Raw genomic sequence first — 17,266 nt, 5'->3', positions numbered from 1 at the left:
ATGGAGAATCAGGGAAGAGAAGACCGGAAGGATAATGATCTGTTTTTTACATGCAGCCTGATAGACTATATTGCCAGAAAGACAAAAAATAAGAGAGCCACAGTCGTTCAGTTATTGGGTAAAAAAAGGCTGGAAAAAATATATGATTTAGCAGATATTTACCACAGCGATAATATTGAACGGGTCAGCGATGATTTTATAGAGGAGGCCCATATTCCAACAGGAAACTTTGACAATGTGGGTGATTGTAAATATGCGATACCAACCCATTGGGATATTGGAAAAGTTTATAAGAGATTAATTAAAAACGTTGCCCAGGAAAAACATATAGGTGTTATTGAAGCGCTACAGATGGTGTATAATTCTTTTATCAGTGAAAAAATAGATGATTATAATAGTAGCGTATATTATGAAAATCCTTCATATTTGTATGAATGCTTTGTAGAAAATAAAATGCTATAGATCAGGCATCACAGAAAAATCTGCCAGAAAGCACTGGGGAATCGAGGACCGGGAAATCAGATGGATAATTCCGGAATATATGAAGAAGGTTATAAAAATTTTGATCTATTATAAAAATCTTGTAGATAGTATCACACCGGCTCCAGCACCAGAGCCAGTAAATATAACAGTATCGAAAATATAAGAAAAAGTCTGGGATTTTCCAAGAAGGAGATTGCAGTTTTTGGAGACGATATGAATGACTTGGAAATGCTGTCTGGATATGAACACAGTACTGCAATGGAAAACGGGGAAGAAAGAGTAAAAAATGCGGCAGGATTTATTACTTTGGACAATGACAGCAATGGGATTATTTATGGATTAAGCAAATATTTGGATATAATATAAAATTTCTCCCGTCAGGCTCACAGTTTTCGCTGTGTTCCCGGCGGGAGATTTTTACTATTCTTCAGGGGAAGTGGTGACCGCTTTTTCTGCCCTGTGGAAGAGCTTGCTGCTAAAAAACAGGATCAGTCCCACAGCTACAATCCCAATGGAGATAAATTGAGAGGTAGACAGGCTTCCCACAGTTCCCCGGTCATCTGCCCGCAAAAACTCAATGAGGAACCGTCCGATACCATAAAGAATCAGATAAAGAGCTCCGGTTCTGCCTTTTGGCCGTGTCTTTCTGCTGTAGAGGAGAAGAATGGCCATGATCAGAAAATCCCCTGCCGAAGAGAAAAGCTGAGTGGGCAGCAGCTTTACCCCTGAGGGAGCCATGCTGTGTTCCGGAAAGACCACACCCAGGAAGGAATCTGTTTCCCTGCCATAACAGCAGCCTGCCAGAAAGCAGCCGATCCGTCCGAATCCCTGAGCAACGGCGATGGAGGGAGCAAGTAGATCAAAGTACTCCAGGAATACCAGTTTTTTCTGCCGGCAGTAAATAACTGCGGAGAGAACACCTACAATGATTCCTCCATAGACCACAAAGCCCTCGCCGCCCATAACGGACATAGGATCTTCTATAAACTGATCAAACTCTACAATTACATAAAGCAGTTTTGCTCCGATAAAGCCGGAGAGCACGCCGATAATGGCGATGGTCAGAACTGCGTCATCACTCATTCCACGCTTCTTTGCACGGTACATTCCCATAGCAATGCATACCAGAATTCCCACAGCGATCATCAGCCCATAACTGTATATGGTAAATGGTCCTATGGAAAATAATTCCATTCTCATATCTTTTCAGCTCACTTTCCTGTATAAAATTTCGTCTCCTCATTATAGCATTTAATCCCAGAAGGAACAAGAAAGATTTGCCGGAGGAATTCTGAAGATTTTCTAAACAGGAGCGAGGCCGTAATAAATTTAAGACATGGACCCAACATATATAGCATAATTAATGTCTTGCTTTGTATAGTAGGCGATAGCTACTTGGCTGTCAACTGATATAGGGTCTGAAATCGGATCACAAACAGATAACAACGTAGTATTCGATAGTTACTTGGATTCCCGGGCTGATAAGATTATCTTTGGCAGGATTGAACTCTGAGATATTGGTTTGAACTTGCTCAGCATTCGATATATCAAATGCTACCTTACGATCTTCTCCTTCTCCAGGATAAAGTCTGCTGCCAGTGTTTTTTAAGTCTGCATACATTGTATTTTCATCAACGGAAAGGACATAACCTACGGTAGTCTGGATATCCGGGGTAGTCTCTGCTTCATCAGCATTTACGGAGGAAGCAGCGTATGAGGAATCTTCCACGTCAGATGAAGGCGTAGTTTCGTCTTCCGATGCTGCATTGTCCGATTCAGTAGTGTCCGCATTTGGCGCAGAAACTTCTATATCGGAAGAAGGATTGAAAAATGAACAGCTAGAAGTAAATGGTAGAGTAAAACAAGTTATGATGCTTAAGAGAACATATTTTTTCACAAAATTACCTCCTCGCTTTTTGTTTATAGAATAACAAATCATAATAATAATTCAACCTTTAAACTGACCAAAGGATTTAAACTTTTTATAAATTCTTATAAAGTATAGATAAAGATACTCAATGGCTTGGAAAAGTATCATCTAAAGGATGTTTTTAGATATTTTGTTATTGTCTTTGTGGTGGATTTTTTCGATTTTTAAAATATCTATGAATTTTTCCATAAGGAATCACAACCAATATAGCAGCCAATAATAGGCCGATAGCCGGAAGAAACGATAGAATAATTTCTTTTATATCATAAATCCGTTTGCTGTTTTGCACAATCCAATCATAGAGGCTTCCCATAGCAGATGCGGAACAGTGATAAGAAAATTGAATCAGCCGATTTTCTCCTTGGATTTCATTGTGAGAAATTTGGTATCCGTCAGGCATGGCAGAACTATCGATGGTCTCATCAGCCGGAACCTGAACTGTAACAGATATATAGCTCCATTCTGCATCAAAAGTATGCTGATAATAGCGCAACTTTAAAATCTTTGTGCTGTCAGGTAAAATGGACGGCCAAGGAATATTATCGCTAATAATGGCAATATTGTCCTCTATTTTTTCTGAAATGTCGTAAATCATATAAGGACTGTCTTTTAAAGCGATAGCAAGGAGCATTGCCAGGCAGCTTGCGAATAGTAATACAACGCATACAACTATACGAATCACCCCAAAGATCCATAAGCCTATTTTTTTCATAAGCTTTTCACCACCAATCTATAATAATTTGACATTATTATAGATTATTCATATTTTGCAATCAAGAGGCTGCTTTTTCTGTCTCAACCTTCCTTTCGAACCCGAAAAATCTTACGGAACAGGAAGCGTACCAGGGGCCCGCAGTAAAATACCTGCCAGATAAGAGCCATAGGGAAGTTGCAGGCAACGGTCTGGAGCCATACAGGAAGGAAATGGATCCCGGGATGTTTGAAGATAAAAGTGGCCCAGAGGCTCATGATCGGACACATAAAGGCAACGGTTACACAGGCCCTTACGGTAGTGACCAGCAGGGGATTATCTTTTCCCGGAACCGCCATTTTAAAAGCGATTTTAGGAGCCAGACGGTCAATGAAGAAAAACCCCATGACAAAGCAGATGGGAAACATAAAACGCATTTCTGACAAAGCATTGGGCAGGGCACTGTAAGTCAGCCCTCCGTCTCTCAGCCCTGCATTATAAAGCTCCATGGCGATGACCATGAAAAAGGTCATCAGCACTCCATAAGTCAAATCCTGTAGTTTGCTACAGGATTTGACTCCTGCGGCAGTCGCCAAATGGTCCTGCTGGGGCACGCCCGCTTGGCTCGTTGCCCGCAGAAATTCCTGAAATTTTGTTTTTGGCATAATTTAAGTCCTCCTTTGTTTTTTAGACAAACAAAAACGCAGTCTATACACATAGACTACGCCTGAAAGACTTATTTCTATTGTTTATGTAAGACATACGTATTGTCAGCTTTTTGCGGAACATATTATAGCAGGAAATATTTTGAACTTTAAGAGAAAATCAGACTTTTTTTCTATGGCCGCCAATGGTAGAATAGGAAAAGAATCTTATGTGATAGGAAGCCGAGGGCAGAAATTATGAAAATTTTACATACAGCGGACTGGCATTTGGGAAAGCTTCTGGAAGGAAGGAGCCGTCTGGAAGAACAGAAAATTGTTATGGAGCAGCTGGTGGCTATGGCCGAAGAAGGGCAGGCGGATATGGTCTGTGTGGCCGGAGATATTTTTGACAACGGCCATCCTTCTGCGGGAACGGAAGCTCTTCTCTACCAGACTTTGAAGGATCTGAGCAATGGAGGGGAAAGACTGGTGGTCCTGATTGCAGGGAATCATGATCAGCCATCAAGGCTGGAGGCGGTGATCCCTTTGGTAAGAGAACACGGGATCCTGATCTATGGAACGCCCCGCTCAAAGATTGAATCGGGACAGTATGGAAAGTTTCAGATAGAGTCCCTGGATGAGGGAGTCTTTTCTTTTGAAAAAGGGGGAGAGCAGGCAGTAGTTGCCTGCGTGCCCTATGCCAGTGAAAGGACCCTGAACGAGGTACTCTACCGGAACCAGGAAGAAGACCAGGAAAGAGCAGTTACCTATGCCCAGAAAATGCAGGAGCTTTTTGCCAAAAGAGCCCGGTGGTTTTCAAAAGACACTATAAATATCCTGATGGCTCATGTTTTTACTCTTGGCTGTATCAAGGACGGATCAGAGCAGAGTCTGAGCCTGGGGAACAGTTATCTCCTTCCTATGGAGACTTTTCCGGAAGAGGCAGATTATGTGGCGCTTGGCCATGTGCACCGGCCACAGAAGGCTGTGGGGAGTCAGGGCAGGATCCGATACAGCGGATCTCCTCTCCCTTACCGGCTCCAGGAAACTACGGTGGCAAAGGAATGTCTTCTGGTGACTTTGCACCCGGGCCAGAAGCCGGAGACAGAAGATCTGTATTTTGACAATCCAAAGCCTATTGAAAAATGGGTATGCGGGGACTACCAGGCAGCTTTGGAAAAGTGTATGGAAAATCAGGACAGGCCCTGCTATGTTTATCTCCATATCCATACGGACAGCTTTATAAGAGAAGAGCAGATCAAAGAACTGAAGAAATACAAAGAAGATATTCTGGAAGTGGTTCCTCTTTTTCCTTCCCGGGACAGGGAGGAAGAGAAGGGAAACTTTCTGGAAAAGAGTTTTCAGGAGCTTTTTACCGAATATTATGCGGAGAGAAAAGGCGTAGAACCGGAAGCGGAACTTTTGGAGACTCTCACAGAGATCATAGAAAAGGAGAGGGAATATGAGACCGATCTGGATAAAGATTAAAGGACTGAACAGCTTTCTGGAGCCTCAGGAGATTGACTTTCAGGAACTGACCGGAGAAGGGCTTTTCGGGATCTTCGGGCCGACGGGAAGCGGGAAAAGCAGTATCCTGGACGGGATCACCCTGGCTTTATACGGAACCACAGCCAGAAACAGCACGAATTTTATCCATGTGAGTACAGACAAAGCGTTGGTAGACTATATTTTTTCTGTAAAGACAAAGGAAATCCATACCTACCGGGTGACCAGAGGATTTAAGCGTTCAAAAGAAGGCAGCATCCGCAGCGACGGCGCCCGTTTTCTGGAAATCCTGGAAGACAGAGAAGAAGTGCTGGCGGATAAGGTGGGATCTGTAAATGAAAAATGCAGAGAAATTATCGGCCTGTCAAAAGAAGATTTTTTCCGGACCGTAGTCCTTCCTCAGGGAAAATTTTCCGAGTTCCTCAAGCTGGACGGTATGGAACGGAATAAAATGCTGGAGAGATTGTTCCATCTGGAAAAATACGGGGAATCTCTGGTCCAGATCATCCGGGGGAAAGTCCAGCAGTGGCAGGGGCAGGAGAAGGAGCAGCTTGGGGCCCTTTCCAGATATGGAGAAATCACCCGGGAGAAAGTCCGGGAGCTGAAGGAGAAAGAAAAGACCTGCCAGGAACAGTTCCAGAAGGATGCCCTGAAGCTTCAGGAGTCCAGAAAAAAACTGGAAGAAGAGAAAGTCCGGTTTGAAGCCCAGAAAGAGTACGACAGTCTGGAAAAAGAAGCCCGGCTGCTGGAAGGACAGCAGGGAGAAATGCTTCTGGCAGAAGAACGGATCGGACAGGCACAGAAAGCAGAGCGGCTTTGGAAGGTCCTGCAGGATTTCCTTCAGGGACAGGAGAACCTGACAGAGCGGAGAGAAAAACTGGAGCAGCTTTTGGGAGAACAGAAAAAACTGGAGCAGGAAAAAGCAGTTCTGGAAGAACAGGTAAAAACGGCCCAGGAGAAAAAACAGAAAGAGCTCCCTGCCCTGGAAATCCAAAGGATCCGGCTGGAAGAGGGAATCGCCCTTCTGGCAGGACTGAAAACCCTGGAAGCGGAATCACGAAATAAGAAAAAAGCCCTGGAAGACCGAAACCGCCAATTACAGGAAGACCAGGCCAAGCTGGAAAAACTGGAGAACGATCTGAAGCTGTACGAAGAAGAAAGAGAAAAGGCTGCTTTTGCTCTGAATAAGGTTAAAGTAACAGTCCAGGAGCAGGAGACGATCCAGGAGGGGTACCGGCTCTGGCTGGAACTGGGAAGAAGAAAAGAGGAAGAGAAGAGAAAAAAAGAGGAACTGGGACAGCTTTTGGCCCGGCAGGAAAAAGAAAATGGAGATCAGCAGAAACTGGCTGAGGAGAAGGCCCAGGCAGCGTCCCGGCTTTTAGAAGTCCAGGAAAAGAGAAAAGAGGATGAGGCTGCTCTGGCAGGGCTTGCTCATCTGGAAAGCTTTAAAGAGAAGCTTTTCCGTGTAGAAGAAGAACAGGTCAGGAAAAAGGCCCTGGAAGAGCAGAAAAAGGAACTGGCAGCCCAGGAAGAGAAACTTATGCAGGAGCTTCAGAGAGCCCAGGAAGTGAAGAACCTGGCTATGGAGGAAAAGGCCCGGGCAGATGAAGCCTACCGGAAGAATCTGGCTTACATACTGGCCAGAGATTTAAAGGAAGGACAGCCATGTCCGGTCTGCGGCAGCATACACCATGAAAGCCTTTCCTCTTCTATGGAGGACCAGGAAAATCCTGAGGAAAAGAGAGAACAGGCAGAAAGAAAGCTTCAGGAGATTTCCGGAAACATTACCCGGTTTAAGACTCTTCTGGAGAATAACCGGCAGCAGGAGAAAGTCCGCAAAGAGGAGGAGGGACGGCTGAACCGGGAGTTTCTTCATATGGATCTGGAGGAGGAGAAAAAGAACCTTTCTGTCAGAGAGCAGGAAAGAGAGAAACTGACAGAAAAGACAGAAACTGAAAAGAAAACAGAAACAGAAATCCAGAACAGGATCCTTGAGCTGGAAAAGTCCATTGCAGGGAAAAAGGCCCGAATAGAGAGCCTTGGAGGAGAAGGGACCAGAAAGCAGAAGGAGCTGGATAAGCTGCAGGAGGAAATAGTGGACCTGGAAAAAGGGTTTGAAAGCCTGCCCCGGAAAGTTTCAAAAGAAGATTTCCCCGGCATTTATCAGGAACTTCAGGAGAAAAATCAGCGCAGGGAAAGGTGTCAGGAATATCTGGAAAAATTAGAGACTGCCATTGAGGCCAGAAGAAAAAGCAGGGAAAAGGGATCCAGGATTATTCAGGAGGAACAGAACGAAAAGACCAGGCTGGAAGCAGAACTTTTGAGAATGGAAAAAGAGCTTCAGGAGAAGAAGGAGCAGATCCGGGAAAAGACAGGAGCTGCAGAAGGGCTGGAAGAGAAAAAGGAAAGCCTTCTCAGAGAAAAACAAACGCTGGAAACCTATATAAAAGAGCAGGAGGAGCAATGGCAGCTTTTTCAGGAAAGAGAAAAACGTATCGGACAGGAACTGGCCTCAGGCCAGGCTCTGGCAACAGAAGGAGAAAAAGAAGTCCGGAAACGGGAAGTAGCTCTGAAAGAGAGTATGGCAGAGGAGGAAGTAGAGAGTATTTCCTGGATCCAGGCCCAGCGGATGGAAAGGGAGGAGCTGGAAACTTTCCGGGAAAAACTGGAAGCTTTTCAGAATAAGGTTCTGTCTGTGAAATCCCAGATGGATTCTGTAAAAGCCCGGTCAAAGGGAGCAAAGATATCCGAGGCCCAGATGGAGGAGCGAAAAAAGGGAGTACAGGATCTGGAAAACCGTCAGGTCGAGACAAACCGGATCCTGGGAGGTCTGCGGAAAGAAAGAGAGCAGACTGAGAAAGCCTGGAAAGAAAAAGAGGCTCTGGAAGAAAAGATGGGACAGATCCGTCACAAGCTGGATCTTTTACAGGAGCTGGAAGGACTTTTCCGGGGAAAGAAATTTGTAGAATATGTAGCCCGGTATTATATGGAGTATGTATCCAGAGAGGCAGATGAGAAGTTGAAAGAAATGACCGGAAACAGTCTGGGACTGGAGACAGACCAAAGCGGTATGTTTATTATCCGGGATTATAAAAACGGCGGCGCCACCCGTCCGGCTTCCACTTTATCAGGAGGCGAGACTTTTATGGCTTCTCTGGCCCTGGCTCTGGCCCTTTCTTCCCAGATCCAGATGAAAGGAGCAGCTCCTATGGAACTGTTTTTCCTGGATGAAGGCTTTGGAACCCTGGATGAGAAGTATCTGGAGATCGTTATGGAAGCCCTGGAGAAAATCCGGGACCGGAAGCGGAGCGTAGGGGTGATCAGCCATGTGGAAGAGATCAAAGCCCGGATTCCGGTAAGGCTTATCGTAGAGCCCTCAAGGGCAGGAGAAGGCGGAAGTAAAATACACATAGAAAGGGAGTAAATCTTGTGAGAAAAATGCGGCTTGCAAAAAGAGAGATACAGGAGAAAAAACGGCTTATGGAAATCCTGGAGCAGGCAAAAGTGCTGCGGATCGGCACCATGGACCAGGATGGGATCTATATTGTCCCGGTAAATTACGGATATTCGTGGGAAGAAGGAGAACCTCTGAGATTTTATATCCATTCGGCAAAAGAAGGGAGAAAAGTCCAGGCCTTTGCCGCCAGGGAAGACGTGGGGTTTGAACTGGATCTGGAGCAGGGCGTGATCCGGGGAACTTACACCTGCAGTTATTCTTATGCTTATCAGAGTATTACAGGGACAGGAAAGATCCGGCTTTTAGAAAATAGGGAAGAGAAAGAACATGGACTTTCCAGGATCATGGAGCATATGGCCCCGGAGGCAGAACTTTCCTTTTCCCCGGATATGCTTCAGGCGGTAAATGTATATTGTCTGGAAACGGTTTCTTTTAGAGGAAAGGAGCGGAAACCGAAAAAAACTGAAGAGGAGGAAAAGACAGATGATCAGTTATGAACAGATCGAAGAATTTATCTGCCAGTACCCGGTGTATCAGTACGCTTTTTTTTCTCCAGAGGACATAGAGTTTTCTGAAAGAGTAAGGTGGATCTGCCAGAATGAATGTGAAAGATATGATACTACCTGGGCCTGCCCACCGGCAGTGGGAACTGTGGAGGAGTGCAGAGAAAAGTGTCTTACCTATAAAGAGTGCTTTCTTTTTTCCACTATTGCCTCAGTGTCAGATGTAATAAATTTAGAAGAGACTTTGGCTACCAGGGGAGAACATGAAGAGATTACAGCTTCTATTGAGAAGTTCATCAGAAGCCAGGGAACGGAGTGTATCGCTCTTTCTACAGAATCCTGTGATATTTGTGAACACTGCGCCTACCCTGAGGGACCTTGCAGATTTCCGGAGAAGATGCATCCCTGTCTGGAAAGCCATGGCATTATCGTCAGTGAGCTGGCAGACAGGTATTCCATGGATTTTACCCTGAGCCCTACGGAGATACTTTGGTTCAGTCTTATCTTTATGAAGTAATTTTTTCATAGAATCTGTCATAAGCTGTGGTAAGGACTATAGGCAGGGGGACGGAACTGTTGAAGAGAAGGCTGGGGGATTTTACAGGCAGGATCGGAGATTCTCTGGATATTCCCAGAGACCTGTCATACCGGGAATCTGTGCTGACCCTTACCGGGTCCAGAGAAGTATTTATTGAAAATTATAAATGTATCCGAAAATATCAGGATACCTGTATCCTGGTCCTTTCTAAAGAAAATAAGATCCAGATTGAAGGCACCAGACTGGCTATCGCCTATTACACAGATGTGGAAATGAAGATTACGGGAAATATCTGCAGAATTATTTTTCTGTAAAGGAGGCTGGAGCTTGCAGAAATTGGAATCCTATCGAAAAGGCTATGTGCGTATCCGCTTTTGGGGAGAATCCCCGGAGCGGTTCCTGAATCTCTGTGCCTATCATAAAATCCCTGTCTGGAATCTGGTGAGCAGAGACAATGCCTATGAGATGAATATGACCGTAGAAGGTTTCCGGCATATCCGGGGAATCTGCCGGAAGTCTCATGTGAAAATAAAAATCATCGGAAAGTATGGACTGCCCTTCTTTTTTTACAGAAATAAAAAGAGAAAGGCATTTTTTCTGGGCTTTTTTCTGGGGTTATGTCTTCTTTTTCTTTTGTCCAGACATATCTGGAACATCCATGTGGAAGGAAATGTATATAACAGCACCCAGAGCATCCTGAATTATCTGGAAGAACTGAATGTCCGTCATGGCGTACTGAAAAAGAATCTGGACTGCTCTTATATAGCTGCCCGGATGAGAGAAGAATTCCCGGATATCACCTGGGTATCTGCTAAGATTTCCGGCAGCAGGCTGATCCTGGAGATAAAGGAGAACGGTTCTCTGGAAGAAAGGGAGACAGGAGAGGGGGTGCCAGTAGATCTGACTGCTCAGACAGAGGGGATTATTGTATCTATGGTTACCAGGAAGGGAACGCCGCTGAAAAAGCAAGGAGATACCTGCACTGCCGGAGAGATACTGGTAAGCGGAAGGCTGGATATTAAAAATGACAGCGGGGAAATCATAGGGTATGAATATACCCAGGCAGATGCGGATATTTATATCCAGCATGACCTGGAATACTATCAGGAATTTTCCATGGATTATAAAGAACCGGTGTACACAGGGGAACAGAGAAAGGGAATCCTGCTGCAGGTTGGAGATTATTATCTCCGCCTGAAAAGAAAAAGTGCCTGGGAAGATTATGATACAGTCACGGAACTGAAACAGGTAAAACTGACAGAAAATTTTCGGCTGCCTGTTTACTATGGAAGTGTGACAGATTATGCTTATGAAGAAAAGACTTTCACCTATTCTCAGACAGAAGCCAGAGAAAAAGCCCAGGAAGACCTGAACAGCCTTTTAAGAACTTTAGAGGAAAAAGGGGTTCAAATCTCTGAGAATCATGTTAAAATAGGAACACAGGGCAAAACCTGCACTGCCAGAGGAACCCTGACAGTAATCGAGAAGAATGAGCAGAAAACTCTTACTGAAATATTAGAACAGCCTACAGAAAGGAACACACAGGAGAATGAGTAATATTTGTGAAGAGAGGATGGAATTTCCTGCGGAACATGAGAGGAATGTTTTCGGACAGTTTGATGAATATGTAAAAAAAATGGAGAGGACTTTGGGGGTGACGGTAATCTCCAGAGACGGGCAGCTGAAGATTCTGGGACCGGAGCATGCCTGCCGCCAGGCGGTAAAAATCTTTACCCAGCTTTTGGAACTGTCAAAGAGAGGAAACACGATTACAGAACAAAACGTAAATTATGCCCTGTCTCTGGCGGCGGAGGAAAGAACTTCCGCTATTACAGAGATAGATAAGGATTATATCTGTCATACTTTAAACGGCAGGCCCATCAAGCCTAAGACCCTGGGACAGAAAGCCTATGTAGATGAGATACGAAAGAAAATGATCGTCTTTGGACTGGGGCCTGCAGGAACGGGAAAAACTTACCTGGCTATGGCCATGGCCATTACAGCTTTTAAAAACGACGAGGTAGGAAGGATCATCCTTACCCGTCCGGCTATTGAGGCAGGAGAAAAACTGGGATTTCTCCCGGGGGACCTGCAGAGCAAAGTAGACCCTTATCTCCGGCCTCTTTACGACGCCCTCTATGAAATCATGGGAGCAGACAGTTTCTCTAAAAATATGGAGAAAGGGCTGATCGAAGTGGCGCCTTTGGCCTATATGAGGGGACGGACTTTAGATAATGCTTTTATTATCCTGGACGAAGCCCAGAACACCACTCCGGCCCAGATGAAAATGTTCCTTACCAGAATCGGTTTTGGCTCCAAAGTCGTGATCACCGGAGACCAGTCTCAGAAAGACTTGCCTCATGATGCAAAATCAGGACTTGATGTAGCCATCCAGGTGCTCAGAAAGGTAGAAGACATTGCTTTCTGCCAGCTTACCAGCAAAGACGTAGTGAGACATCCTCTGGTACAGAAAATCGTACAGGCCTATGATGATTACGAGAAGAAACAGAAACCTGAGAAGAAAGAAAAATATGTAAGAAAAGACAGAAGGAGATAAGATATGACGCTGAATCTGGATATGGATGCAGACTATCAGAAAGAGTTTGATTTTGACCTGGAGGAAACTGGAAAAAAAGTCATGGAAGGGACCCTGGATCATGAAAACTGTCCCTATGAGGCAGAAGTGAACTTGGTGCTTACGGACAATGAAGAGATCCGCAGGACCAATCGGGAGTTCCGGGATATAGACCGGGAGACGGATGTGCTTTCTTTTCCTATGCTGGAATATGGCCGGCCAGGGGATTTCTCTCATGCCGAGGAGGACGAGTCCTGTTTTAATCCGGATACAGGAGAGTTGATCCTGGGGGATATTATGATCTCTGTGCCGAAACTGAAAGAGCAGGCGGAGGCTTATGGACATTCCCAGTTAAGAGAGTATGCTTTTCTTATTACTCACAGCCTTCTGCATCTGATGGGCTATGACCATATGGAGGCAGAGGAGGCTGTTCTCATGGAAAACAGGCAGAGAGAGATCCTGGAAACCCTGGGGATCACAAGATAAATGTATAAAGTAGAAAAATCAGTCGATACTATAAACAAAAATATTTCAGGAATCGGATAAGGAGGATTCTGTATGAGAAGAATGGTTTATGGTATCGGCTTATTTCTTGCCTTTCTTTTTCTGGGGGCAGGTTTTTTTCTGAGCTATCAGGTGGCGGATCTGAGGCAGGAGATGTCTAAACTTCAGGAGAGCAGCGCCCAGGAAAGACAGCAGGTATCCACCCTTGTTTCTTCTAAAGATCAGGAACTGGTATTTGAGACTTATGAGGAAGGCAGCCTTTTACGAAACCGTTATCGGATCACTGCCTATGGACCGGAACAGATTGTTTTGCGTCAGGAGGAAGAAGAAAGCAATGGGTCTGACCAGGAATTTCTGCTGAAAGTGGAAAACGGCTGTATTACGGTATATGACAAAGAAAGCGGGGAGGTTTTTGAGCATACCAATATCCCCCTGGAAACCCTGCCCCAGGAGCTTCAGGCGGAAGTTCTTCTGGGAAAGACGCTGTCAGGAGACCAGGAACTTTACAGTTTTTTAGAGAACTACTCAAGCTGAAGATGTGAGAAATTCCAAGCCTACTGTATATGCACAGATGATTCCACTGTCTCCTGGTCTGACAGTGCTGTATGGGCCTGGTCCGCTGTAGCGACCAGATCGCCTAAAAGCTCAAGTTCTCCGTAAGCGTCACTTAAAATCGTAAGAATATACGGATTATCTTCTTGAAAAGGCGGCGTCCCATGTGATAGTCATCTCAGAACTTTCTGCTTCAAGAATGTTGATAAAAGGTTCTTCGGTTTCTTCATTGACTTCAGTTTCTGCGGCTGTTTTAGCTTCAGCCCCTTCTTTAGATATGTTCTCTGCTTTATTTGTCTGTCCGTCTGAAATTTTCTGGAATGCAGCAGCAGACAGAAAGACTACAGATCCCATCATGACTGTGCACTGAAAAAGTTTTGTGATTTTTTCTATAAGCCATATCTGTTCTCGTATCGTAATAATTTTGAAAAAAATATACATAATTTCATAACAAAAATAGTAGCATGCACTTTAACAAAATACAAGAATGCTGAGGAAAAGTTCGCAGTTTTTTCACAATTTATCCTTCAGTGATCAATCGACGAAAAAAACAAGATACTGAAAGTATAGACGAACCGGGAAAAATAGTGTATGATTTACCGTATCAGTTCAGCCCTGTACAGGGTGGAACCGTTAGGAAGAACAACATTTCATGAGGTGCGGACAGATGAATATTCGTGAAAAACTGAAAGATAAGAAAAGAGTTGTGATAAAAATAGGCTCTTCTTCTCTGACTCATAAGGAGACTGGCCGCCTGGATCTGATCAAAATGGAGATTTTGGTCAGAGAGCTGGCAGACCTTCACAATCAGGGGAAGGACGTCATTGTGGTATCTTCCGGAGCCATTGCGGTGGGAAGAGCAGTTATGGGAATCCATGAGCGCCCTTCCGCATTAGCCCAGAAACAGGCCTGTGCAGCCATTGGTCAGGCCAGGCTGATGATGATCTATCAGAAGCTATTTGCAGAGTATAATCAGACGGCAGCTCAGGTACTGCTGACAAAGTATACCATGATCAATCCCAAAACAAGAGATAACGCCAGAAATACTCTCCAGAGCCTTCTGCATATGGGGGCTATTCCCATTGTCAATGAAAATGACACCGTGTCTACAGATGAGATTGAGTTTGTAAATACTTTCGGAGACAACGATACCCTTTCTGCCCTGGTGGCAGCACTGACAGATGCGGATATGCTGATCCTTTTGTCAGACATTGACGGTCTCTTTACAGACGACCCCCATTTGAATCCGGATGCGGAGTTTATTGACGTAGTAGAAAAGATTGACGACCATTTTATGAAAATGGGAAAGGAAAGTTCCGGCAGCAGTGTGGGTACCGGAGGCATGGCTACCAAGCTTTCCGCAGCCAGGATCGCTACCGGTGCGGGAGCGGATATGGTTATTGCAAATGGAGCAGATTTTCATGTGATACATAAGATCATGGAGGGAAGAAATTATGGAACTCTGTTTCTGGCAGACAGAAAAGAGAGAGATGCCCTTCACAAAATGTTTGAAAATTTATAGATAAAGGAGTACGCAGATACATGGATCAGAAAACCATTGACAGAATCAATGAACTGGCCAGAAAGGCTAAAACAGAGGGACTTACCCCTGAAGAAAAAGAAGAACAGAAAAAGCTGAGAACAGAATATATTGCGGTGATCCGCATGAACCTCCGGGCACAGCTTGACAATATTGATATTCAGGAAAAAGATGGAAGTATAACAAACTTAGGAGAAAAATATGGCCTCAAAAAAGGAAATTAGAAAATATGTCTTTGCAAAACGTAAAGAAGTGACACAGGAAGAGGCAGACAGACTCAGCATGTCTATCTTTGAGAAGGTAGTCAGCCTTCCCGAATTCAAAGAAGCCTCCTGTGTATATGCCTATGTAGATTATAATAAAGAGGCATCCACCAGGGAGATCATCCGAAAAGCCTGGGAGAATGGAAAACGGGTGGCAGTGCCAAAGGTAACAGGCCCTCATGAGATGAAATATTATTATCTGGAGGACTTTTCTCAGCTAAAGCCCGGCTATTTTCAGATACCCGAGCCGGAAGACTGTCCGGAAGCAGCAGAGGAAGATGCTTTCCTTATCGTTCCCGGGGTGGCCTTTGATGAGAACCGCCACCGGGCCGGTTATGGGCAGGGATTTTATGACCGATATCTTGCAGGACACAGAAAACACAAGACGGCAGCCATTGCTTTTGAGTTTCAGATTGTGGAGGAAGTGCCGGCGGAAGATACAGATATCTTTCCAGATAAAGTAATTACGGAGAAAAGAATTATTTGCTGATGGACAGCTCCATTTGGGGCTGTCTTTTCTATTTGACAAATTTAGTTGAAAAAGTTAAATTGTTAATATATACTAATTAGATAATGCCCGGAAAGGACTTTGATATAAAATGGAAAATAAAGAAATAGTGTTTACTACAGAAATAGATCAGCTCATAGAAAACATGGATCTGACCCAGGAGCCGCCTATAAAGGAGCCGGAAAGGCAGTACTGGTTTATGAAGAAGGCCCGGCAGCTTGTCCAGGAAAAGGAACAGGAACTGGGACGTCCATTAACTGCCTGCACAGTGACTTTCGGCTGCCAGATGAATGCAAGAGATTCAGAAAAACTGGCTGGTGTACTGGAGCGTATCGGCTATGTGGAGACAGAAGATGAGAATGCAGACTTTGTTATCTACAATACCTGTACGGTCCGAGAAAATGCCAACTTGCGCGTCTATGGAAGGCTAGGCTATCTACACAGCCTGAAAAAGAAAAACCCCCATATGATGATCGCTCTCTGCGGCTGTATGATGCAGGAGCCCCAGGTAGTGGAAAAGCTAAAAAAAAGCTATTCTTTTGTAAACTTGATCTTCGGTACTCACAATATCTATAAATTTGCGGAGCTGGTAGTTTCGGCTCTTTTGTCTGACCGTATGGTCATCGACATTTGGAAAGATACAGACAAGATCGTGGAGGATTTGCCCACAGAGCGAAAATATCCTTTCAAATCCGGGGTAAATATCATGTTTGGCTGCAACAATTTCTGCAGCTACTGTATTGTTCCCTATGTAAGAGGACGGGAGCGGAGCAGGAATCCCAGGGATATTATCCGGGAGATTGAACGTCTGGTAGCAGACGGGGTGGTGGAAGTTATGCTTCTGGGACAAAATGTAAATTCTTATGGAAAAAACCTGGAAGAGCCTATGACTTTCGCACAGCTTCTTCAGGAAGTGGAAAAAATCCAAGGATTGAAGCGGATTCGGTTTATGACCTCTCATCCTAAGGACTTATCCGACGAGCTTATTGAGGTGATGAAAAACAGCAAAAAAATCTGCCGCCATATTCATCTGCCGCTCCAGTCAGGAAGCAGCCGGATATTGAAGCTGATGAACCGGCGGTATGATAAGGAAAGGTATTTGGAGCTGGTGAGAAAGATTCGGGAGGCTATGCCGGATATTTCCCTTACTACAGATATTATTGTGGGATTTCCCGGGGAGACTGAGGAAGACTTTTTGGAGACTATGGATGTAGTTGAGAAAGTCCGCTATGACAGCGCCTTTACCTTTATCTATTCCAAGAGAACAGGTACTCCCGCAGCAGTGATGGAAGACCAGGTGCCGGAAGAGGTGGTAAAAGACCGTTTTGACCGGCTGCTAAAGAAAGTACAGGAAATCGGAAGAGAGATGTCCTCCAGAGACAGGGGAACTGTCCAGGAAGTACTGGTAGAAGAGCAGAACAACCAGGATCCCCATCTGGTTACAGGAAGGCTCTCAAACAATCTGCTGGTACATTTTCCAGGAGATACTTCTCTTATCGGCCAGCTTTGTCAGGTAGAGCTTCTGGAGTGCAGAGGATTTTATTATATGGGCAGGAAAGTAGGATAAAGAGG

General features: G+C 44.7%; 19 protein-coding genes and 1 pseudogene. 15 read left to right on the top strand and 5 right to left on the bottom strand.

Annotated elements, in window-relative coordinates; translation table 11 throughout:
* Nucleotides 1-462: a hypothetical protein gene (locus B5G33_RS11785; RefSeq protein WP_087417790.1), complete on the top strand. Its 462-nt coding sequence runs from the start codon at nt 1-3 to the stop codon at nt 460-462.
* A 162-nt stretch (nt 463-624) separates the two neighbouring features.
* Nucleotides 625-849: pseudogene (locus B5G33_RS11780) on the top strand (HAD family hydrolase); the annotation flags it as partial.
* 54 nt (nt 850-903) lie between these two features.
* Here B5G33_RS11780 and B5G33_RS11775 read toward each other — a convergent pair.
* The 4 genes from B5G33_RS11775 to B5G33_RS11760 form a co-directional block, all read right to left on the bottom strand.
* Complete coding sequence (locus B5G33_RS11775) at nt 904-1,683, bottom strand: prolipoprotein diacylglyceryl transferase (protein WP_087417788.1); 780 nt, start codon at nt 1,681-1,683, stop codon at nt 904-906.
* A gap of 229 nt (nt 1,684-1,912) precedes the next feature.
* Nucleotides 1,913-2,380 carry a hypothetical protein gene (locus tag B5G33_RS11770; protein WP_087417787.1) on the bottom strand — a complete coding sequence of 156 codons (468 nt, stop codon included), beginning with the start codon at nt 2,378-2,380 and terminating at the stop codon, nt 1,913-1,915.
* Nucleotides 2,381-2,546: 166 nt separating this feature from the next.
* Entirely contained in the window at nt 2,547-3,125 is a 579-nt protein-coding gene (locus tag B5G33_RS11765; protein WP_087417786.1) for a hypothetical protein, read from the bottom strand.
* A gap of 83 nt (nt 3,126-3,208) precedes the next feature.
* Nucleotides 3,209-3,769, bottom strand: a complete 561-nt coding sequence (locus B5G33_RS11760; RefSeq protein ID WP_143276520.1) for a DUF2798 domain-containing protein — start codon at nt 3,767-3,769, stop codon at nt 3,209-3,211.
* Between the two features lie 237 nt (nt 3,770-4,006).
* On the opposite strand from B5G33_RS11760, the gene B5G33_RS11755 reads away from it, so the two are divergent.
* The 9 genes from B5G33_RS11755 (at nt 4,007) to B5G33_RS11715 (ending at nt 13,365) form a co-directional block, all read left to right on the top strand.
* The gene (locus B5G33_RS11755) at nt 4,007-5,236 is read left to right on the top strand and encodes an exonuclease SbcCD subunit D (RefSeq protein ID WP_087417785.1); all 1,230 of its coding nucleotides are present in this window, start codon (nt 4,007-4,009) and stop codon (nt 5,234-5,236) included.
* The gene (locus B5G33_RS11750) at nt 5,211-8,678 is read left to right on the top strand and encodes an AAA family ATPase (protein ID WP_087417784.1); all 3,468 of its coding nucleotides are present in this window, start codon (nt 5,211-5,213) and stop codon (nt 8,676-8,678) included. The genes B5G33_RS11755 and B5G33_RS11750 overlap by 26 nt, the downstream gene beginning before the upstream one ends.
* A gap of 14 nt (nt 8,679-8,692) precedes the next feature.
* Nucleotides 8,693-9,208 (top strand): pyridoxamine 5'-phosphate oxidase family protein, encoded by a 516-nt coding sequence (locus tag B5G33_RS11745; RefSeq protein ID WP_242974687.1) that lies wholly within the window; start codon nt 8,693-8,695, stop codon nt 9,206-9,208.
* Nucleotides 9,195-9,731 (top strand): DUF2284 domain-containing protein, encoded by a 537-nt coding sequence (locus B5G33_RS11740; protein WP_087417782.1) that lies wholly within the window; start codon nt 9,195-9,197, stop codon nt 9,729-9,731. The genes B5G33_RS11745 and B5G33_RS11740 overlap by 14 nt, the downstream gene beginning before the upstream one ends.
* Before the next feature lie 59 nt (nt 9,732-9,790).
* Entirely contained in the window at nt 9,791-10,066 is a 276-nt protein-coding gene (locus B5G33_RS11735; RefSeq protein WP_087267792.1) for a YabP/YqfC family sporulation protein, read from the top strand.
* Between the two features lie 13 nt (nt 10,067-10,079).
* Complete coding sequence (locus B5G33_RS11730) at nt 10,080-11,309, top strand: sporulation protein YqfD (protein WP_087267795.1); 1,230 nt, start codon at nt 10,080-10,082, stop codon at nt 11,307-11,309.
* Nucleotides 11,302-12,309 (top strand): PhoH family protein, encoded by a 1,008-nt coding sequence (locus tag B5G33_RS11725; protein ID WP_087267798.1) that lies wholly within the window; start codon nt 11,302-11,304, stop codon nt 12,307-12,309. Before B5G33_RS11730 ends, B5G33_RS11725 begins: the two co-directional genes overlap by 8 nt.
* 3 nt (nt 12,310-12,312) lie before the next feature.
* Entirely contained in the window at nt 12,313-12,813 is a 501-nt protein-coding gene (gene ybeY / locus B5G33_RS11720; RefSeq protein ID WP_087267800.1) for an rRNA maturation RNase YbeY, read from the top strand.
* A 72-nt stretch (nt 12,814-12,885) separates the two neighbouring features.
* Complete coding sequence (locus B5G33_RS11715) at nt 12,886-13,365, top strand: hypothetical protein (protein WP_087417781.1); 480 nt, start codon at nt 12,886-12,888, stop codon at nt 13,363-13,365.
* Between the two features lie 156 nt (nt 13,366-13,521).
* Here the strand turns inward: B5G33_RS11715 and B5G33_RS21680 are convergent, their stop codons facing one another.
* Complete coding sequence (locus tag B5G33_RS21680) at nt 13,522-13,740, bottom strand: hypothetical protein (RefSeq protein WP_204247381.1); 219 nt, start codon at nt 13,738-13,740, stop codon at nt 13,522-13,524.
* A gap of 310 nt (nt 13,741-14,050) precedes the next feature.
* Between B5G33_RS21680 and proB the strand changes: the two genes are divergently transcribed.
* The 4 genes from proB (at nt 14,051) to miaB (ending at nt 17,261) form a co-directional block, all read left to right on the top strand.
* Nucleotides 14,051-14,905 carry a glutamate 5-kinase gene (proB, locus tag B5G33_RS11705; protein WP_087268485.1) on the top strand — a complete coding sequence of 285 codons (855 nt, stop codon included), beginning with the start codon at nt 14,051-14,053 and terminating at the stop codon, nt 14,903-14,905.
* Between the two features lie 20 nt (nt 14,906-14,925).
* A complete protein-coding gene (locus tag B5G33_RS11700; protein WP_087267809.1) occupies nt 14,926-15,147 on the top strand; it encodes a DUF896 domain-containing protein in 222 nt (73 codons plus the stop codon).
* The gene (locus tag B5G33_RS11695) at nt 15,125-15,676 is read left to right on the top strand and encodes a 5-formyltetrahydrofolate cyclo-ligase (RefSeq protein WP_087417780.1); all 552 of its coding nucleotides are present in this window, start codon (nt 15,125-15,127) and stop codon (nt 15,674-15,676) included. The genes B5G33_RS11700 and B5G33_RS11695 overlap by 23 nt, the downstream gene beginning before the upstream one ends.
* 109 nt (nt 15,677-15,785) lie before the next feature.
* Entirely contained in the window at nt 15,786-17,261 is a 1,476-nt protein-coding gene (gene miaB / locus B5G33_RS11690; protein WP_087267814.1) for a tRNA (N6-isopentenyl adenosine(37)-C2)-methylthiotransferase MiaB, read from the top strand.
* Nucleotides 17,262-17,266: the final 5 nt, after the last annotated feature.

Source organism: Blautia sp. An81, assembly GCF_002161285.1.
Taxonomy (GTDB): domain Bacteria; phylum Bacillota; class Clostridia; order Lachnospirales; family Lachnospiraceae; genus Blautia; species Blautia ornithocaccae.
Note: the sequence above shows the minus strand (reverse complement) of the source record. Positions and strands in the feature narration are given on the sequence as shown.